Annotated in this window: 13 protein-coding genes; 7 read left to right on the top strand and 6 right to left on the bottom strand. The window is 71.1% G+C overall.

Translation table 11 applies throughout. The annotated features are described in order from the left end of the window. The first annotated feature begins 56 nt into the window (after window positions 1–56). From ABT296_RS28335 to ABT296_RS28320, 4 genes are read left to right on the top strand one after another with little or no spacing between them, the layout of a single operon-like run. A complete protein-coding gene (locus ABT296_RS28335) occupies window positions 57–1148 on the top strand; it encodes a substrate-binding domain-containing protein (protein ID WP_351931498.1) in 1092 nt (363 codons plus the stop codon). Further along, the gene (locus tag ABT296_RS28330) at window positions 1145–2308 is read left to right on the top strand and encodes a toxic anion resistance protein (RefSeq protein WP_351931497.1); all 1164 of its coding nucleotides are present in this window, start codon (window positions 1145–1147) and stop codon (window positions 2306–2308) included. Before ABT296_RS28335 ends, ABT296_RS28330 begins: the two co-directional genes overlap by 4 nt. Beyond that, window positions 2305–3849 carry a substrate-binding and vWA domain-containing protein gene (locus ABT296_RS28325; RefSeq protein ID WP_351931496.1) on the top strand — a complete coding sequence of 515 codons (1545 nt, stop codon included), beginning with the start codon at window positions 2305–2307 and terminating at the stop codon, window positions 3847–3849. Before ABT296_RS28330 ends, ABT296_RS28325 begins: the two co-directional genes overlap by 4 nt. Next, window positions 3836–4447, top strand: a complete 612-nt coding sequence (locus ABT296_RS28320; protein WP_351931495.1) for a hypothetical protein — start codon at window positions 3836–3838, stop codon at window positions 4445–4447. Before ABT296_RS28325 ends, ABT296_RS28320 begins: the two co-directional genes overlap by 14 nt. On the opposite strand, the gene ABT296_RS28315 is transcribed toward ABT296_RS28320, so the two are convergent. Together ABT296_RS28315 and ABT296_RS28310 are read right to left on the bottom strand one after the other, a co-directional pair. Further along, entirely contained in the window at window positions 4437–6155 is a 1719-nt protein-coding gene (locus ABT296_RS28315; protein WP_351931494.1) for a YncE family protein, read from the bottom strand. The two genes, ABT296_RS28320 and ABT296_RS28315, sit on opposite strands and share 11 nt — an antisense overlap. Before the next feature lie 310 nt (window positions 6156–6465). After that, window positions 6466–8289 carry a phosphoenolpyruvate carboxykinase (GTP) gene (locus tag ABT296_RS28310; protein WP_351931493.1) on the bottom strand — a complete coding sequence of 608 codons (1824 nt, stop codon included), beginning with the start codon at window positions 8287–8289 and terminating at the stop codon, window positions 6466–6468. Between the two features lie 281 nt (window positions 8290–8570). Between ABT296_RS28310 and trhA the strand changes: the two genes are divergently transcribed. From trhA to ABT296_RS28295, 3 genes are all read left to right on the top strand, one after another. Then, window positions 8571–9284, top strand: a complete 714-nt coding sequence (gene trhA / locus ABT296_RS28305; protein WP_351931492.1) for a PAQR family membrane homeostasis protein TrhA — start codon at window positions 8571–8573, stop codon at window positions 9282–9284. Window positions 9285–9393: 109 nt separating this feature from the next. Next, window positions 9394–10020 (top strand): TetR/AcrR family transcriptional regulator, encoded by a 627-nt coding sequence (locus ABT296_RS28300; RefSeq protein WP_502977346.1) that lies wholly within the window; start codon window positions 9394–9396, stop codon window positions 10018–10020. Between the two features lie 33 nt (window positions 10021–10053). Continuing rightward, window positions 10054–10779 carry a Mut7-C RNAse domain-containing protein gene (locus ABT296_RS28295; RefSeq protein ID WP_351931490.1) on the top strand — a complete coding sequence of 242 codons (726 nt, stop codon included), beginning with the start codon at window positions 10054–10056 and terminating at the stop codon, window positions 10777–10779. 236 nt (window positions 10780–11015) lie between these two features. Here the strand turns inward: ABT296_RS28295 and ABT296_RS28290 are convergent, their stop codons facing one another. The 4 genes from ABT296_RS28290 to ABT296_RS28275 are packed head-to-tail and all read right to left on the bottom strand — an operon-like array spanning window position 11016 to window position 17495. Further along, a complete protein-coding gene (locus ABT296_RS28290; protein WP_351931489.1) occupies window positions 11016–13418 on the bottom strand; it encodes a galactose oxidase early set domain-containing protein in 2403 nt (800 codons plus the stop codon). Further along, window positions 13415–14608 (bottom strand): glycosyltransferase, encoded by a 1194-nt coding sequence (locus ABT296_RS28285; protein ID WP_351931488.1) that lies wholly within the window; start codon window positions 14606–14608, stop codon window positions 13415–13417. The genes ABT296_RS28290 and ABT296_RS28285 overlap by 4 nt, the downstream gene beginning before the upstream one ends. After that, the gene (locus ABT296_RS28280) at window positions 14605–16230 is read right to left on the bottom strand and encodes an ArnT family glycosyltransferase (protein ID WP_351931487.1); all 1626 of its coding nucleotides are present in this window, start codon (window positions 16228–16230) and stop codon (window positions 14605–14607) included. Before ABT296_RS28280 ends, ABT296_RS28285 begins: the two co-directional genes overlap by 4 nt. Then, on the bottom strand, window positions 16227–17495 hold the full coding sequence (locus ABT296_RS28275; protein WP_351931486.1) for a glycosyltransferase: 1269 nt from the start codon (window positions 17493–17495) through the stop codon (window positions 16227–16229). The genes ABT296_RS28280 and ABT296_RS28275 overlap by 4 nt, the downstream gene beginning before the upstream one ends. Between the last annotated feature and the right edge of the window lie 57 nt (window positions 17496–17552).

Below are 17552 nucleotides of genomic sequence, written 5' to 3'. Positions count from 1 at the left end.
TCCTCGTTCATGCGGGGCACCCTGGAACGTTCGGTTCCGGGAGCACGCTCCCTCGCGTGAGACGCATCGTGGGAATCGTCCTCGCGGTCCTGCTGATCGGCGGCGTGGTGGCAGCCGTCGTGGCGGGCCGGGAATCCGGGGACAAGGGCACGGCAACGAAGACCGTGCAGGCAGTCATCGGATCGGAGAAGGCCGAGTTCTTCGCCGATCCCGACGTGGTGAAGGCCCTTGCCACCAAGGGCTACACCGTGCGGACGGAGACGTCCGGGTCCTGGGCCATGGAGGGACTGGACCTGGAGGGGTACGACCTCGCGTTCCCCTCCAGCAAGGCCCCCGCCGACGAACTCGCCGCCAAGTACGAGGTGCGCCAGCCGTTGCCGCGCCCCTTCTACTCGCCGCTGGTCGTCGTCGCCCACCGCTCCGCGGCCGGGGTCCTCGCCGCGAACGGCCTGGTCACCCTGGACGGAGACCACCGCGGCACCCTGAGAATGAGCGCCTACCTCGACGCGGCCGACGAGGACCGCACCTGGCAGCGGCTCAAGGGCGCAGGTAAGTACGGGGAGCTGACCGGCACCCTGTACATCGCCTCCACCGACCCGGAGACCTCCAGCTCCGGCGCCCTCTACCTGGCCGCCGCCTCCTACGTCGCGAACGGCGGCCGGGTCGCCGCGAGCGGCGAGGACGTCGACGCGACCGCGCCGCTGATGCGCAAGCTGGTCAGCGTGCAGGGCGCCCAGCAGTCCAGCTCGGACGCGGCGTTCCGGGACTTCGTCAGCGGCGCCGGCAACCCGCTGGTCCTCGTCTACGAGTCCCAGGTCGCCGCGCTGCTCGCGGCGGGCGAGGGCGTGGACGACCTGACCGTTCTCTACCCCGACACCACGGCGAACAGCGACCACACCGTCGTACCGCTCACCGAGGAGGGCCGCGCCCTCGGTGAGCTGCTCGGCTCGGACCCGGAGTTGCGCAGGCTGGCCGTCCGGCACGGGTTCCGCCCGCAGGGCGCCACCGCCGAGTTCACCTCCGCCACCGCCGCGCACGCGGCGTATCTCAACCAGAAGCTCACCGGTGTCCGGCAGGCGCCCGTGCCCACCTCCGAGGTGCTGCACGACATGGCGCGCCGGGCCGGTTCCCAGGGGGAATCAACATGACCGACGACACGTTCACGCTCACCCCGCCCGAGGCCGTCGCCCCGGTGCCGCGGGAGAAGGCCGGCGGGCTCGTCCCCGTCGACGAGGGCGTCCGCGAGGGCATCGCGCGGAAGGCCGCCGACTACGTCCGCTCGCTCGCCGTACTCGACGCGCGCTCACCGGAGTTCGCCGGCAAGGTCGGTGAGATCACCGGGCTCGGCGCGGGCGAGATGCGCAGCGCGGCCGCGCAGTCCAACCGGATGCTGGAGCGGACCGTGCGCAGCCTGCCCGACAAGGGCGGCGACGCGCAGTCGCAGTTCGCGGGCTCGCTCGTCGAACTGCGCCGGGTGATCGAGGACCTGGACCCGCGGGACCTGCCCGCGTCCAAGGGCCGCAGGTTCCTCTCCCGGCTGCCGGGCGGCAACAAGCTGCGCGACCACGTCGCCAAGTACGCCTCCTCGCAGACCACGCTGAATCGGATCGTGGGCTCGCTGCGCGGCGGGCAGGACGAACTGCGGCGCGACAACGCCGCGTTGCAGACCGAGCGGGTCCGCCTGTGGGAGACGATGGGCAAGCTCCAGGAGTACGTGGTGCTCACCGAGGCCCTCGACACGGCCGTGGAGGAGCACATCGGCGCCGTCGCCGACCCCCAGGCCGCCGACACGCTCCGCGCGGACGTGCTCTTCCCGGTCCGGCAGAAGCACCAGGACCTGCTGACCCAGCTCGCGGTGTGCGCACAGGGCTACCTCGCCATGGACGTCGTACGGCGCAACAACGACGAGTTGATCAAGGGCGTCGACCGGGCCGCGACGACGACCGTGTCCGCGCTCAGGATCTCCGTGATGCTGGCCTCCGCGCTCGACAACCAGAAGAAGGTCATCGAGCAGGTCAACGCCTTGCGCGGGACCACCGAGGACCTCGTGCGGGCCAACGCCGAGATGCTCTCCACGCAGAGCGGGGAGATCCAGCGGATCGCCGCCGACCCCGCGGTCGGCGCGGAGACCCTGCGCTCGGCGTTCCAGCAGATCTACCGCACCCTCGACGCCATCGACACCTACAAGGTGCAGGCGACCGAGGTGATGGCCACCACGGTGGAGAACCTGACGGCCGAACTCCAGCACGCCTCGGCCTACTTGGAGCGCAGCCGCAACCAGGGCGCCCTCGAAGGGGGCCTCGGATGAGAGGCCCCCACCTGCGGCGCACCGCCGCCCTGCTCGCCGCGGCCCTGTTCGCCGCCGCCTGCACCGCCGACGACGGCGAGAACCCCGGGTCGACGCCCGGGCCCGGCACCCTGCGGGTCCTCGCCTCCAGCGAGCTGGCCGACATGAAGCCCGTCCTCGACCTCGTCGAGCAGGACACCGGCATCAGGGTCGAGGCCACGTACACCGGCACCCTGGACGCCGTGCAGCTGCTGGCGAAGGGCGGGGCGGACGGCAAGTACGACGCGCTGTGGCTGTCCTCCAACGACTCTCTGCGGCTGCACCCGGAGGCAGCGGGGAAGCTCGTCTCGGAGACCCCGGTCATGGCCAGCCCGGTCGCCATCGGCGTCCGCCCCGAGACCGTGGAGAAGCTCGGCTGGAAGCCTGCCGACGTCACCTGGTCGCAGGTCGAACAGGCCGTGCGGGACGGGGAGCTGACCTACGGCATGACCGACCCGGCGCGCTCCAACTCCGGTTTCGCCACGCTGGTTTCGGTCGCCTCGGCGCTCTCCGACGCCCAGTCGGCGCTCACCGACGCGGACGTGCGCGAGGCGAGCCCCCGATTGAGGGAGTTCTTCCGGGGGCAGCGGCTGACCTCGGGCTCCTCGGGCTGGCTGGCCACGGCCTACGAGCGGCGCGGTGACGTCGACGCGATGCTGAACTACGAGTCCGTCCTCAAGGGCATCCCGGATCTGACCGTGATCCGCCCGAGCGACGGCGTCGTCACCGCCGACTACCCGCTCTCCTCGCTCGCCTGGACGGACACCGCCACCCGCGAGAAGGTCCGCCGGCTGACCGAGTCGCTGCGCAGCCCCGACCTGCAGAAGGAGATCACCGACCTCACCCACCGCCGTCCGGTCGTCGCCTCGGTGCCGCCCGGCGCGGGCCTGGACCCCGGCCGGCGGCGCGAACTGCCCTTCCCCGGCAGCCGGTCCGTCGCCGACGGGCTCCTCGACTCCTACGAGAACGACCTGCGCCGCCCCTCCCGGACGGTGTACGTGCTGGACACCTCGGGCTCGATGGAGGGCGACCGCCTCGCCGGACTGAAGTCCGCCCTCACCGGCCTGACCGGCGACTTCCGCGACCGCGAGGAGGTGACGCTGATGCCGTTCGGCTCGACGGTGAAGAGCGTGCGCACCCATGTCGTGGACCCCGCCGACCCCGAGGCCGGTCTGCGCGCCATCCGCGCGGACACCGGGGCGCTGACCGCCGAGGGCGACACCGCGATCTACATCTCCCTCCAGGAGGCGTACGGCCATCTCGGCGCCGACCGGGACGCGTTCACCTCGATCGTGCTGATGACGGACGGCGAGAACACCGCGGGCGCCGAGGCCGGCGAGTTCGACGCCTTCTACGCCGGGCTCGACGCCGACCGGCGCCGCACCCCCGTCTTCACCGTCCTGTTCGGCGACTCCGACCGGTCCGAGCTGGAGCACATCGCCGACCTGACCGGCGGCCGCCTCTTCGACGCCCGACGGGGTTCGCTGGACGGCGCCTTCGAGGAGATCCGTGGCTATCAGTAGGTTCCTGGAGTCCCGCAAGAACATCGCCGGCAGCGTGTGCGGGCTGGCCGGGCTGGGACTGACCTTCACCGGGGTGGCGGGCCCGTACTGGCCGGTGGTGGTGGCGGGACTGTACGGCGCGGGCGCGCTGATCGCCCCGCCGGAGCGGCCCGCGCCGCCGGACTTCCCCGACCCGACGGCCCAACTGGACGAGCTGCGGGCCGACTTCGAGAAGCTGGGCGCGTACCTGGCGGAGGTGGAGCTGTCCCCGGCCGCCGCCGGCCGGCTCACCGAGCTGACGGACCTGCTGACCGCGCTGCTGGCCCCGGGCTGGGCGACCCGGCTCCTGGCCCAGGACGCGGAGGGCCTGCACACCCTGTCCCGGGCGGTGCGGCAGGACCTGCCCGAGGCCGTCGACAGCTATCTGCGGGCCAGGTGGTGGACCCGGCTCGCCCCGGGCCAGGAGCCGCCGGAACGGCATCTGGAGCGACAGCTCGGGGTGCTGCGGCAGGAGGCGGAGAGCCTGGCGGCGGCCCTGCGGGACGCGGAGGCCCGCCGCCAGGAGACCCACACCCGGTACCTGGAGGACCGGGGCGGGGGTGAGGGGATCAGCGTGTGACGGTGACCGTCGCCGAGGCCGTGGCGGCCTGGTGCAGGTCGTCGCCGGGCCAGCTGACCGTGTAGGTGTTGGCGCGCCGGGCGCGCGGGATGTCGTTGAGGGTGAAGGTGCCGTCGGCGGCGACCGTCACCGACGACAGGGTGCCGGTGCCGAGGCGGTCGGTGCGCTGCACCTTCAGCACCGCCCGGTCCGGGAGCGCCTTGCCCTGGGCGGTGAAGGTGCCGGTGATCTCGACGCCGGTGGCGAGCGAGGCCTCCGCGGGTGCGGTGAGCGCGATCGAGGCGGGCGCCTTGCCGACGGACACCGTGTGGGTGACGTCGGTGGCCGGGCGGTGGGTGAGGTCGCCGAGGTAGGAGACGGTGTAGGTGGCGTCCCCGATCAGGTCGGGCTCGTCGAGGACGGTGTAGGAGCCGTCCGCCTTGACGGTGAAGGCGCCCAGGTCGTGGGTGCCGTTCGCGTCCGTGCGGGTCGCGGTGACCTTCAGCGGCTCGGCGGGCGCCGGGCCGTCGTGCTCCAGCCGGCCCCGCACCGACAGCGGCTCCCCGGCGACGGCCTGGGCGGGGCTGTGCGTGAGGGTCTCGGCCAGGCGGACGTCGTACTGGACGGCCGGGGGCTGGATGACGTGCAGCCAGTACTGGCTGCCGGCCGCGTTGGTGGTGACGGTGAAGAGGCGGGAGCCGTCGGCGGACCACTCCATGCCGCGCGGTGCCACCCGGTCGCCGTCGAGGCTGCCCTCGAAGGCGAACTCCAGCGGTGCGGTGGAGTCGCCCGGGTCGGCGGGCTGCACCAGCAGGTCCGGGGTGGCGCCGCTCGCGGAGGCGCCGCGTGCGACGTACTTGCCGTCCCCGCTGAAGGCGACGGCGCTGGCGGTGGCCCCGGCGGGCAGCGCCGGGTAGCCCTCGGCGGCGTCGGAGAGGTCGGCGGTGTTCAGCAGCCGGTGGCCGTACGCCGCGTCGGCGACGGCGACCTTCTCGCCGTCCGCGGAGAACGCCAGGTCCTTGAGGTTCAGGGCGCCCTTGCCGTCGGCGTCGGCGAAGCGCCGGGCCGCGTTGCGGACCAGGGTGGAGCCGCCGGTGTCGTAGACGGTGACGAAGGGGTTGGCGGCGCCCGCGTGGAGCGGCTGGCCCATCAGCATCCGGTCCCCGGGGCCGGACTCCAGCTGGAGCTTGCCCGTGTCCTGCCAGTTGGTGCGCCCGAGGGAGCTGTCCAGGTAGGTCTGCGCGGAGTCGCACTGGGCGTAGTACTGGGAGTACGGGGTGGTGAAGTACAGCCGGCCGCCGGAGTGGGCGACGCTGCGGCCGCAGGTGTCGGTGGAGGCGGAGCTGAAGGTGCTCAGCGCGTAGGTGGTGGTGTCGACCTGGTAGATCCAGTCCCGTCCGCCGGCGTACAGGGTGCCGCCGTCGGCGCTCAGGGCCAGGCCGGAGACGTGCTGCTGGGTGCTGATCGTGGTGACGCGCTCGCCGTCGAAGGTGTACACGGCGATCATGCCGCTGTTGTAGTAGTAGTCGGTGCGGGCGTCGGCGACGTAGACCCGCTGGTGGGCGTTGTCGACGGTCAGCGCGGAGTACGACGAGATCGGCAGCTTGGCCACGACGTCGGAGGCGGCCGCGTGCGCGGCGGGTGCGACGGCGACGGTGAGTCCGGTCCCGGTGAGTGCGGCGGCGAGCAGTGCGGCCGCGAGGCGTCCGGAACGGCGTGCTGTATTCAACTGTGCCCCCCACAGGCTGTGTTGAGGGTCCCACGGGATGCGTGGGACACCTGTAGGAAGCATGAAACAGCCGTGAAGATCGCTCCGGCAAGGAGGAAACGCCGGTGCTCCGAGGGCAGTTGTGCGGAACCCGGCGTTCAGCGTGTCAGGGGCCGAGAGGGCGGCAGCACGGCCCCGCACGCCATTGTGCGGGGCCACGGTTCGTGACGATGTGCCGCCACCCGCGGCCGGCCGTGACGATCACTGGTCAGGGCTCCCATCGGGCCGGCCGCGGGGGATCAGGGGGTGGGCGGTGCCCACCGGTGGGGGGTCAGCCCAGGCGCGCCACGAGCGCCCGGTACTCGTCCCACAGTTCCTTCGGGGTGTGCTCGCCGAAGGTGTTGAGGTGCTCGGGGACCAGCGCGGCCTCCTCGCGCCAGACCTCCTTGTCGACCGTGAGCAGGAAGTCCAGGTCGGACTCGGCCAGTTCCAGGCCCTTGGTGTCGAGGGCGCCCTTGGCCGGCAGGATGCCGATCGGGGTCTCGACGCCCTCGGCGCGGCCGTCGAGGCGCTCCACGATCCACTTCAGGACGCGGGAGTTCTCGCCGAAGCCGGGCCAGACGAACTTGCCCTGGTCGTTCTTGCGGAACCAGTTGACGTAGTAGATCTTCGGGAGCTTGGCGGCGTCCTTGCCCTTGGCGACGTCGACCCAGTGGCCCATGTAGTCGCCCATGTTGTAGCCGCAGAAGGGCAGCATGGCGAAGGGGTCGCGGCGCAGCTCGCCGACCTTGCCCTCGGCGGCGGCGGTCTTCTCGGAGGCCACGTTGGCGCCGAGGAAGACGCCGTGGTTCCAGTCGAAGGACTCCGTCACCAGGGGGACGGCGGAGGCACGCCGGCCGCCGAAGAGGATCGCGGAGATCGGCACGCCCCTGGGGTCCTCCCACTCGGGCGCGATGATCGGGCACTGGGCGGCGGGGACCGTGAAGCGGGCGTTGGGGTGGGCGGCGGGGGCCTCGGCGGAGGGCGTCCAGTCGTTGCCCTTCCAGTCCGTGAGGTGGGCCGGGGTCTCCTCCGTCATGCCCTCCCACCAGATGTCGTTGTCGTCGGTGAGGGCGACGTTGGTGAAGACGGAGTTGCCCCACAGGGTCTTCATGGCGTTGGCGTTGGTGTGCTCGCCGGTGCCGGGCGCGACGCCGAAGAAGCCGGCCTCGGGGTTGATGGCGTACAGCCGGCCGTCCTCGCCGAAGCGCATCCAGGCGATGTCGTCACCGATGGTCTCGACCGTCCAGCCGGAGATCGTGGGCTCCAGCATGGCGAGGTTGGTCTTGCCGCAGGCGGACGGGAAGGCGGCGGCGACGTACTTGGACTCGCCGGTGGGCGGGGTCAGCTTCAGGATGAGCATGTGCTCGGCCAGCCAGCCCTCGTCGCGGGCCATGACGGAGGCGATGCGCAGGGCGTAGCACTTCTTGCCGAGCAGGGCGTTGCCGCCGTAGCCGGAGCCGTAGGACCAGATCTCGCGGGTCTCGGGGAAGTGGGAGATGTACTTCGTGCTGTTGCACGGCCACGGCACGTCCTGCTCGCCCGCCTCCAGCGGGGCGCCGAGGGTGTGGACGGCCTTGACGAAGAAGCCCTGGTCACCGAGCTCGTCGAGGACGGGCTGCCCCATGCGGGTCATGGTGCGCATGGAGACGGCGACGTAGGCGGAGTCGGTGATCTCGACGCCGATCGCGGACAGCGGCGAGCCGAGCGGGCCCATGCAGAAGGGCACCACGTACAGGGTGCGGCCCTTCATCGAGCCGCGGAACAGGCCCTTGTCCCCCTGGAAGATCTCCCGCATCTCCGCGGGGGCCTTCCAGTGGTTGGTCGGGCCGGCGTCCGCCTCCTGCTCGGAGCAGATGAAGGTGCGGTCCTCGACCCGGGCGACGTCGGTGGGGTCGGAGGCCGCGTAGTAGGAGTTGGGGCGCTTGATCGGGTCGAGTTTCCGGAAGGTCCCCTTCGCCACGAGCTCCCCGCACAGGCGCTCGTACTCGGCCTCGGAGCCGTCGCACCAGACCACGTCGTCCGGCTGGGTCAGTTCGGCGATCTCGTTGACCCACGAGATCAGTTCCTGGTGGTTGGTGGGAACGACGGAGGGAGCCGCGTTGTCGCGCGCCACGATTGCTCCTAGATGAGGGATTTTTTGTTGGAGGCCCCGTGGGGGCTGCGACCCGAGTGCCCGCCAGAGGGGTACCTGGCGCTCATTCGGTGCCGACCGCACTCATTTGATCATCCGACGATCGCGCCCATATGTCCAGAGGGCGTCACAGGTGAGCGAGCGTGAGGATGGCCACGTCCGGTTCGACCGGAGGCCACACGGCCGTCAACCGCCATGAGACGATGGCCACTCCGCGCGTCGTACTGATATGTAACCTACGGTCGCGTAGGTACGATTCCGTCATGACTGCGCCCGTCCCTGACGCGCCCACGGACCTGCCCGCCGCCGGCCGCGGTCCCGTCGCGCTCTCACTGCCGCATCCCGTCAAGCCCAAACTCCGGGGCTGGCTGCATCTGGGCATGTTCCCGCCCGTACTGATCGCCGGCCTGGTACTGACGGCCCTCGCCGACTCCTCCCGGGGCCGCCTGGCCTGCGGGATCTACGTCCTCACGGCCTGCCTGCTGTTCGGGGTGAGCGCGCTGTACCACCGGGGCGACTGGAGCCCGCGGATGGACGGCATCCTGCGCCGCCTGGACCACGCCAACATCTTCCTGATCATCGCGGGCACCTACACCCCGCTGACCATGCTGCTCCTGCCCGGCGCCAAGGGGCAGTGGCTGCTGTGGGGGATCTGGGCCGCGGCGGCCGCGGGCATCGTCTTCCGGGTCTTCTGGGTCGGCGCGCCCCGCTGGCTCTACACCCCGTGCTACATCGCCATGGGCTGGGCGGCCGTCTTCTTCCTGCCCGACTTCATGCGCACCGGCGGCATCGCGGTCCTGGTCCTGGTGATCGTCGGCGGACTGCTCTACAGCGCGGGCGGCGTCATCTACGGCATCAAGCGCCCGAACCCCTCACCGCGCTGGTTCGGCTTCCACGAGGTCTTCCACTCCTTCACCCTGGCCGCCTTCGTGGTGCACTACGTCGGCATCTCCCTGGTGGCCTACCAGCACGGCTGAGCCGTCCCGGCGGGCACGAGGGGCCACGGTCATGGCGACCGTGGCCCCTCGCCCTTTCCTTCCCGTACGGAAGGCCGTCCCGTCACCGCCGTGGCGGAGAATGATCGTCATGACGGCCGCACGCACCACCTCCGCCGTCCCGGCCCGGCCGGGACTGCGCGAGCGGAAGAAGATCAGGACCAGGGCGGCGATCCGCGAGGCGACGCACGCGCTCGTCCGCGAGCGGGGCTACGACACCACCACCGTGGAGCAGATCGCCGAGCGTGCCGAGGTCTCCCCCTCCACGGTCCTGCGCTACTTCCCCGCCAAGGAGGACATCGTCCTGCCCGACCCGCTCGGCCCGGACCTGTCCGCCGAGATCCGCGAGCGGCCGGCCGACGAGCCCTGGGCCGACGCCCTGCGGCAGGTGCTGGAGCGGGCCGTCCTGCGCGGCCTGGCGGAGGACCCCGGGACCCTGCGGCTGCGGGCGCGGCTGGTGGCCACCGTGCCCGCGGTGCGCTCCCGGCTGCTGGAGGCCCTGTCGGACACCGGGCGGGCCCTCGCCGAGGCCCTCGCCGGGCGCGCCGGCCCGGACCCGGACGGCCTGGAGATCCGCGTCCGCACCACGGCCCTGGTCGGCGGCCTCACCGAGGCGCTCCTGTACTGGGCCGAGCGCGACTTCCACGACGACCCGGCCGCGCTGCTGCGCCGCGCCCTGGACGCCCTGGAGCCCGGCCCGCGCGGGGAAAAGCCCTGAACCGGAGCCCCTCCCCCATGGCATCCTGGCCCGGTGACCGCCGTGGAGATCCACCTCGAAGTAGCCCCCGAACTGGCCCTGTTCGTCCCGCACGCACGCCGTGCGGGCGCCACCGCGCTCGCCACCGACGGCGTCTCCTCGCTCGGCCATGTCGTGGAGTCCCTCGGCGTGCCGCTCACCGAGGTCGGCACGCTGGAGGTGGACGGCAGGCCGGTCCCGGTCTCCTACGTCGCCCGGGCCGGCGACTCCGTGCGGGTACGGGCCGTCCGGCGGCCCCAGTCGGTCCCCGGCGCGCCCCTGCGCTTCCTGCTCGACGTGCACCTGGGCACCCTCGCGCGGCGGCTGCGGCTGCTCGGCGTGGACGCCGCCTACGAGTCCACCGACATCGGTGATCCGGCCCTCGCGGCGCGTTCGGCTGCCGAGCGGCGGGTCATGCTCAGCCGGGACCGGGGGTTGCTGCGGCGGCGGGAGCTGTTCGCCGGGGCGTACGTCTACAGCACGCAGCCGGAGGAGCAGCTGCGGGACGTTCTGGAGCGGTTCCGGCCGGAGCTGCGGCCGTGGACCCGGTGCACCGCCTGCAACGGGGTGCTGGAGTCCGCGACGCTGGAGGAGGTCGCGGATCAGCTTCACGGGGGGACGCAGCGGTCGTACGACGTGTTCGCGCGGTGCGGGGAGTGTGGGCGGGCGTACTGGAAGGGCGCGCACCACGATCAGCTCGTCGCGATCGTGGAGCGCGCCCTTGCGGAGTTCGCGGGCTGAGGGTGCCCCGGTCTGCCGGTTGGCGGCTTTCCCGCCGTCGTGGCTGGTCGCGCAGTTCCCCGCGCCCCTGGAGGGTGCCGGAGCTGGTCGGTTGGCGGCTGACTCTCCGTCGTGGCTGGTCGCGCAGTTCCTCGCGCCCCTGGGTGGGTTGATCGCGGCCTGAGTTTGATCGGTGCGGGGCCCCGGGTCGGTTGGGGCGCGCCCTGGGTTCGTCCAGGGCGCGTCCTTCGGTGGGGTCAGCGGGACCCGAGGTCCTTCTTGCCGCAGGCCCTTCCGTCGTTGTTCCTGTCGAGGTTCAGGGGGTCGTCCTTGCCGTTGAGGTTCAACGGGCCGTAGTCGTTCTTCTTCAGCCAGTCGCAGCGGGACTTGGTCGTGGCCTTCACCGTCGGGGGGAAGTTCGTCGGGACGCAGACGTTCGCCGAGCCGTAGTGGCGGTCGCAGCCGGAGACGGTCGGGCCGACCTTCTGCGCGGCCCGCTTCTTGCCTGGGCCGGTGACCTTGCCTGACAGGTCGTCGGCGAAGGAGTGGACGTGCGCCGAGGCGTCCGTGGCGCTCAGGGCCGCGGGGCCGGAGAGGTGGACCCACTCGGCCACCGACGGGACTCCGTTGGCGTCGACCGCGAAGAGCATGTACCAGCCGGGCGGCGCCAGGTTGGGGTTGCTCGTCACGTTCAGGTCGATGTTGTTGCCGTCGACGGAGAGCGGCAGGTCGACGAAGCGCTGGTTCGGGTCCGAGGAGTGGGTCACCGCCGCCGGGCGGATCAGCTCCGCCTTGGCGATGGGCCGGTCCACGGTGATCCGCTGCGTGTCGCCGTACGTCCACTCCGTGTCGATCACCGAAGTGATCGTCGGGCGCTGGCCCTTGAGGAGGTAGGGCGGGGTGTAGATCGACACGTTGTGGTTCCAGGAGCCGTTGCCCGGGTTGTCACCGGTGGTCATGACCCGGCCGTCGGGGAGCAGGAACGCGGAGGAGTGGTAGCCGCGGGCCTCCGGGTCGGCGGCGACCTGGTCGAAGGTCTCCGTCTCCGGGTCGAAGATCGATGTCTCATAGACCGGGTTGGCGCGGTTGTGCAGGGCGCCGCCGGTCTCCAGGACCTTGCCGTCGGGCAGCAGGACCGCGGAGACGTACATCTTGCCCTGGGCGCCGGTCTGCGGCACGGGTCCGTTGCCTAGGTCGACCGTGCCCTGCGGGATCGGCGGCCCGGCCGTGTACGCGGGGTTGGGCTGCTTGAGGTCGATGATGTCGGTCAGCCGGTTGCCGTCCGGGTTGGACTCGATGTTGCCGCCGCCGAGGGTGAGGACCTTCTGGTCCTGCGCCGGAGGCAGCAGCACGCTCGCCGACTGGTCCCGCTCGTCCTTGCGCTGGAGCCCCGGCACCTGGGTGACGGAGTTGGCGCCGTAGTCGTAGATCGCGGAGCCGGTGCCCGGGATGTTGTTGCCGAAGACATGGCTGCCGGAGTAGAAGAGGCGGCCGTCCTGCATGAGGATCATCGACGGGTACAGACCCCAGTACGACCAGGTCTGGTTGACCTTCCACAGCTCCAGCCACTTCTGCTCGGCGTCCGACCAGAGTTCGGCGGTGACCGAGCCGGTGGAGTCCTCCTTCAGCCCGCCGAAGGAGATCACGTCACCGTTGCCGAGGACCGTCGCCGACGGATACCAGTGGCCGTCGTTCATGTCGTTGGTCTTGGAGTACGTCTCGGTGACCGGGTCGAAGATGTACGAGTCCTTGTACCCCTGGTAGCCGATCGTGCCGTCCGCCGAGGGATAGCCCTTGTTGCCGCTCATCACCAGGACCCGCCCGTCCTGGAGCTGGACGTGACCGGCGCAGAACATGTCCTTCGGGGTGGGGACGATCTTGTACGTGCCGTTGACCGGGTCGTAGACCGCCGAGGTGAAGGTGCCCGCCTCGAACAGCTCCTCGCTGTTGCCGGAGCCCGCGATCAGCAGCACCTTGCCGTTGTGCAGCACGACGGAGTGCATCGAGCGCACCGGGTTCTGCACCGGCAGCACGTCCCAGCGGCCGTTGGCGCACTCGGCGGCGGTGCCCGTGCACTGGGGCGGCGGGGTGACGTCGGGGACCTGTTCCATCGTGTAGTCGTCGGTGGTCGCCGAGCCGGTGCCGTACACCGAGACGCCCCAGCTGATCCGGTCGGTGCCGGCCGGGACCTCGGGGGTGCGGACCGTCGCCTCGGTCCAACTCCCCGCCATGTCAAGGGTCTTGAGGTCGGTCCAGTACTGCCAGCCGGCGGTGGTGTCGTGGCGGAAGAGGGTGAGGTTGGCGTCCGGCGTGGTGGTCTTGTACCAGAGGCCGAGGTCGTACTGCTTGCCCGGCACCACCGCGGGCGCGCAGGACGCCGACTCGGTGATCAGCGCCTTGCGGTCCCCTTCGAGCCGGCGGGTGAGGGTGACCTTCATCGCCTTGGAGCCCGAGTGGGCGTCGGCGACGGTCTCGAAGGTGAAGTCGTTGTCGCCCCACCCGGACTTGGACCAGCAGTACGGCATGTCCCCGGTGCCGGCGGTCTCGAAGCCGGGGTTCTGGACGAGGTTGGCGGCGGAGGCGGACTGAGGTGTGGTCAGGAGGAGCCCGGCGGTGAGGGTGCCCACCGCGATCAGGGCCGTTCTCCGTCTGTGTCTCATGCGGTGCTCCTTGCTGTACGGCTCCTGTGCTGCTCCCCGCCGGAGTTCCTGCGGGGCAGGTAGACCAGCGCCTCGGTGGCGGCGAAGCGCAGGACGAACGTGGTGACCAGCGCGAGCGCGGTCGCGGACAGGGCACCGAGGTGCAACTGGTGCACGAACAGGGCGATCAGCGGGATGCGCAGCACCAGATCGGCGTTGGCGAGCAGCGCGAACCGGCCGGCGCGGTCCCACCAGCGCCGGTGAAGTCGCCGGTCACGGAAGAGCAGTTGCTCGATGAGCAGGAAGTTCCAGGCGACGCCGAACTGGTTGGCGACGATCTCGGCGGGCAGGTAGTGCATGCCGGAACCGGTGAGGATCCACAGGGCCAGCAGGTTCGGCACGAAGCCGGAGGCACCGATCAGTCCGAAGCCGACCATGCGGGCGGCCGGGGTCGCGGTGCGCAGTCCGGCCAGGTGGCGCAGGAAGCGAATGCCCTCCTGCGCGGTCGACTTGGACTCGCCGGCGAAGCGGTCCTGGAAGACGAAGGGGACCTCGGCGACCTCGCGGGGCCTGCTGCGCACGGCGAGTTCGAGGAGGATCTTGTAGCCGAGGGGCTTGAGGACGTCGGCGGTGACGGCCTGGCGGCGCAGCGCGAAGAAGCCGCTCATCGGGTCGCTGATGCCGTGCAGCCGGCGCGGGAAGAGGGACTTGGTCAGCCAGGTGGCCGCCCGGGAGACGGCGACCCGGTAACTGCCCGCGAGGCCGGCCCGGCTGCCGCCCTTGATGTACCGGGAGGCGACGACGAGTCCGGCGTTGGTCCGTTCGCCGGTCGCCACCAACTCCGGTACCAGGGACGGGGGATGCTGGCAGTCGCCGTCCATGACGACGATCCAGTCCGAGGTGGCCGCCTTCAGCCCCTCCACCACCGCCCCGCCGAGTCCGCCGACCGGTTCGTCGCGGTGGATGACGGCCACCGGGAACGGGCAGTCCTGTGCCGCCGCCTTGATCACCTCGGGGGTGTCGTCGGTGGAGTCGTCGACGAAGAGCACCTCGCACGGCAGCCGTGAGGGCACCGACTCGGTTATCTGGCGCAGGAGTTGGCGGATGTTGGCGGACTCGTTGAACGTCGGGACGACGATCGTGACCGCTCCGGGCTCGGGGAGTTCGGCCGCGTCCAGGTCCGCTGCCGGTGTCGTGTAGTCCTGGCTCATCGGGCGCCTCCCGCGGGCTGGATCTGCCGGATCTCGATGCGGTCCTCGCCCTTGCCGAAGACGGCGACGGGCGTGGAGTGCTCCATGGCCGCCTTCACGTTCGGCAGGTCGGCCGCGTCGCGCCGTACGGTCGGGGAGGCGACGACGTAGTCGATGTCGCGCCAGCCGCGGGGCATGGTCTTGGTCACGGCGGGGTCGAGGTCGGCCTTGTAGAACCAGATGACGCCGTTGCCGGGCCGGTACCCGGCGTGCACCAGGTCCAGCCAGAGCGCGTCGTCGACCAGCACGCGGGTCTTCTCGGGCTGCTCCACCTCGGTGCTGAGCCATTTCGACGCCGCCCGGTAGGGGGCGTTGGCGTCGGCGGTGACGGCGGTGCGGGCGCCGTCGTACCAGCGGGGCACGACATAGGCGCCGGCGCCGAGCGCGAGGACGGCGGCGAGGGTGTAGCGGCCCGCCGGGTGGACCCGGCCCCTGCGCAGGACGGCGTGGGCGACGGAGGCGGTGCCGCCGGCGAGGACCAGGGCGAGGAAGGGCAGCGCCTGGATGATGTACATGGCGGGCAGGTAGCCGCTGGGCCGCATGGCGACCAGTGCGAGGATCGCGACGGCCGCGCAGGGCCCGGCGAGCGCCCGGGCGGTGACCGACCAGCGCCAGGTGGCGAGCAGCAGCAGCGCGCCCGCCAGGCCGCCCAGGGGCAGGACGCGGTCGTAGTAGAGCCACGACCGGAGCACGCCGTGGGAGCCGGAGCCCTCGTCGAGGATGAAGCCCGAACCCGGCCTGGTCATCTGGTAGGCGATGCCGTCCCAGAGGGAGACGTGCCCGGCGCCGGGGAACAACTCGCCCTTGAGCAGGGCGAAGAGCGGGTACGACAGGCCGATCAGGGCGCACGCGGTGATGGCGCCGGTGACCGCGAACTTGCGGGTGTCGCGGTGGCTGTGCCGCCACATGGTGACGAGGATCGCGGGGAGGACGAAGAGCATCGTCTCCTTGGTCAGCACCGCCGTGGCGGCCGCGATGCCGGCGCCGAAGTGGTGCCAGAGGTGGCGGCTCGGGGAGGCGGCGAGGGTGAACGCCAGCAGCGTCCACATCACGGCGAGGTTGTCGAGGAAGATCTCCCGCTGGAGGACGACCGACAGCGGCGAGAGCCCGAACAGGACCATACCGAGGCCCGCCGCCCAGCGCGGCAGGGACAGCCGGCGCCCGAGCACGTACACCAGGACCGCGCTGATGCCGCTGATCACCAGCATCACGGCCCGCATCGAGCCGACGGTCATCGACTCGGGGCTGATCAGCGAGGGTATCCAGGTCAGCAGGGCGATCTGCATCCAGCCGAAGGGCGGGTGGTCGTACCAGTACGTGTAGTGGGCCAGGCCGCGGCCCTCCTGGACCGCCCAGGCCTGCGCCAGGTAGGTGCCCTCGTCGTCGCTGAGCGTCGGGTAGTCGGCGATGTTCCACCCCTGCACGACGAGGATCGCCACGAGGAGGACGCCGCACAGGAGGAGGTCGGGCCGAGAGGCGCGGAGCCTCTTCGGCGGGGCCGTTCGACCGGCCGAACCGGTCTGGGGCGCAGGCTGCCGCTGCGCGGGGACCTCGGTGGTCACCGCGGGGAGGGTGGAGGTCACGCGGGGATGTCCTCTCGGATCACTTCGGCCGGGTTGAGGTGTGCGCCGACGTGGGTCGTCAACTCCCAGTCGTTACGGCCGCGTTGCTCGCGCCAGACGGCGCGGATCGCGGCACCGGCGAGCAGCACCTGGTAGAAGGGGCCGCCGATGATCAGCTTCAGGTAGTGCACGAAGCGGACGCGCAGTCCGTACTGCTTGCCGAAGTCGTGCAGTCCGACGAGCTCGAAGACGAAGGTGACGAGGGCGGTGACGGCAGGCAGGAAGGTGATGAAGGCGACGGACACCGGGACGTCGAGGAAGAGGGCGATCGCGACGTTGAGCGGGATGACGACGCCGGAGAACGCCTGGAGGAACGGTGTCATGAGGGTGTAGCGGGCGAGCAGGCGCTGGCCGAAGCCGGGCAGCTGCTTCCAGTCCTTCTTCCGGTAGACCTGGAGGAAGCCCTGGTTCCAGCGGGTGCGCTGCTTGAGCAGCGACATCAGGCTGCCGGGCGTCTCCTCCTTGGTCACCATGTCGGAGTCGTAGGCGACGACGACCTTCTTGCCGACGCTGGAGAGCCGTACGCCCAGGTCGCAGTCCTCGGCGAGGCAGTCGGGGTCCCAGCCGTCGGCTTCGCGCAGTACCCCGGTGCGGACGAAGACGGTGTTGCCGCCGAGCGGGATGAACCCTTTCTGCGCATGCAGGTGCAGCCGCGAGCGGAACCAGAAGAAGTACTCCAGGCAGTTGCGCAGGCTGTACCAGCTGGAGTGGAAGTTGATCAGCTGCACGCCGCCCTGGACGACGTCGGCGCCGGTGGAGCGGAAGGCGTGGTCGACGTGGGCGAGCAGCTCCGGGTGGACCTGGTCCTCGGCGTCGAAGACCCCGACGACATCGCCGCGGCAGTGCGGCAGCGCCGTGTTCATGGCCTTCGGCTTGTTCTTCTTCTCGTGGGTGTCGACGACGACCCGGACGCGCGGATCGCGGTCCGCGGCCCGTTCGGCGACCGCCGCGGTCTCCGGGTCGTCGTGCCCGACGATGACGATGATCTCGAAGTCGGTGTGGCTGGACTCCAGCAGCCGCTGGATGGTGTGGTCCAGCACGGCCTGCTCGTGCCGCGCGGGAAGTAACAGCGAGAACGACAGGTGCTCGCCACCGTCCGGTCTGCTGAACCGGGTGGAGGCGAGCACCTCGGGTGTGCGCCAGGCGTGCATCTGCCACCACAGGGTGAACGCAGCCATCCAGAACAGGGCCAGCGAAACGACAGCGATGAACACAGACGTGAGCAAAAGATCCCCCCAGATCCCCAAGTCCCCCTGCCGCGAGGGCAGTCACACCCGTCGCGT

Origin of the sequence: Streptomyces sp. NPDC000983 (assembly GCF_040299205.1) — a bacterium.
In the GTDB taxonomy this organism is placed as follows: Bacteria; Actinomycetota; Actinomycetes; order Streptomycetales; family Streptomycetaceae; genus Streptomyces.
This window is presented reverse-complemented; position numbering and strand designations above follow the sequence as displayed.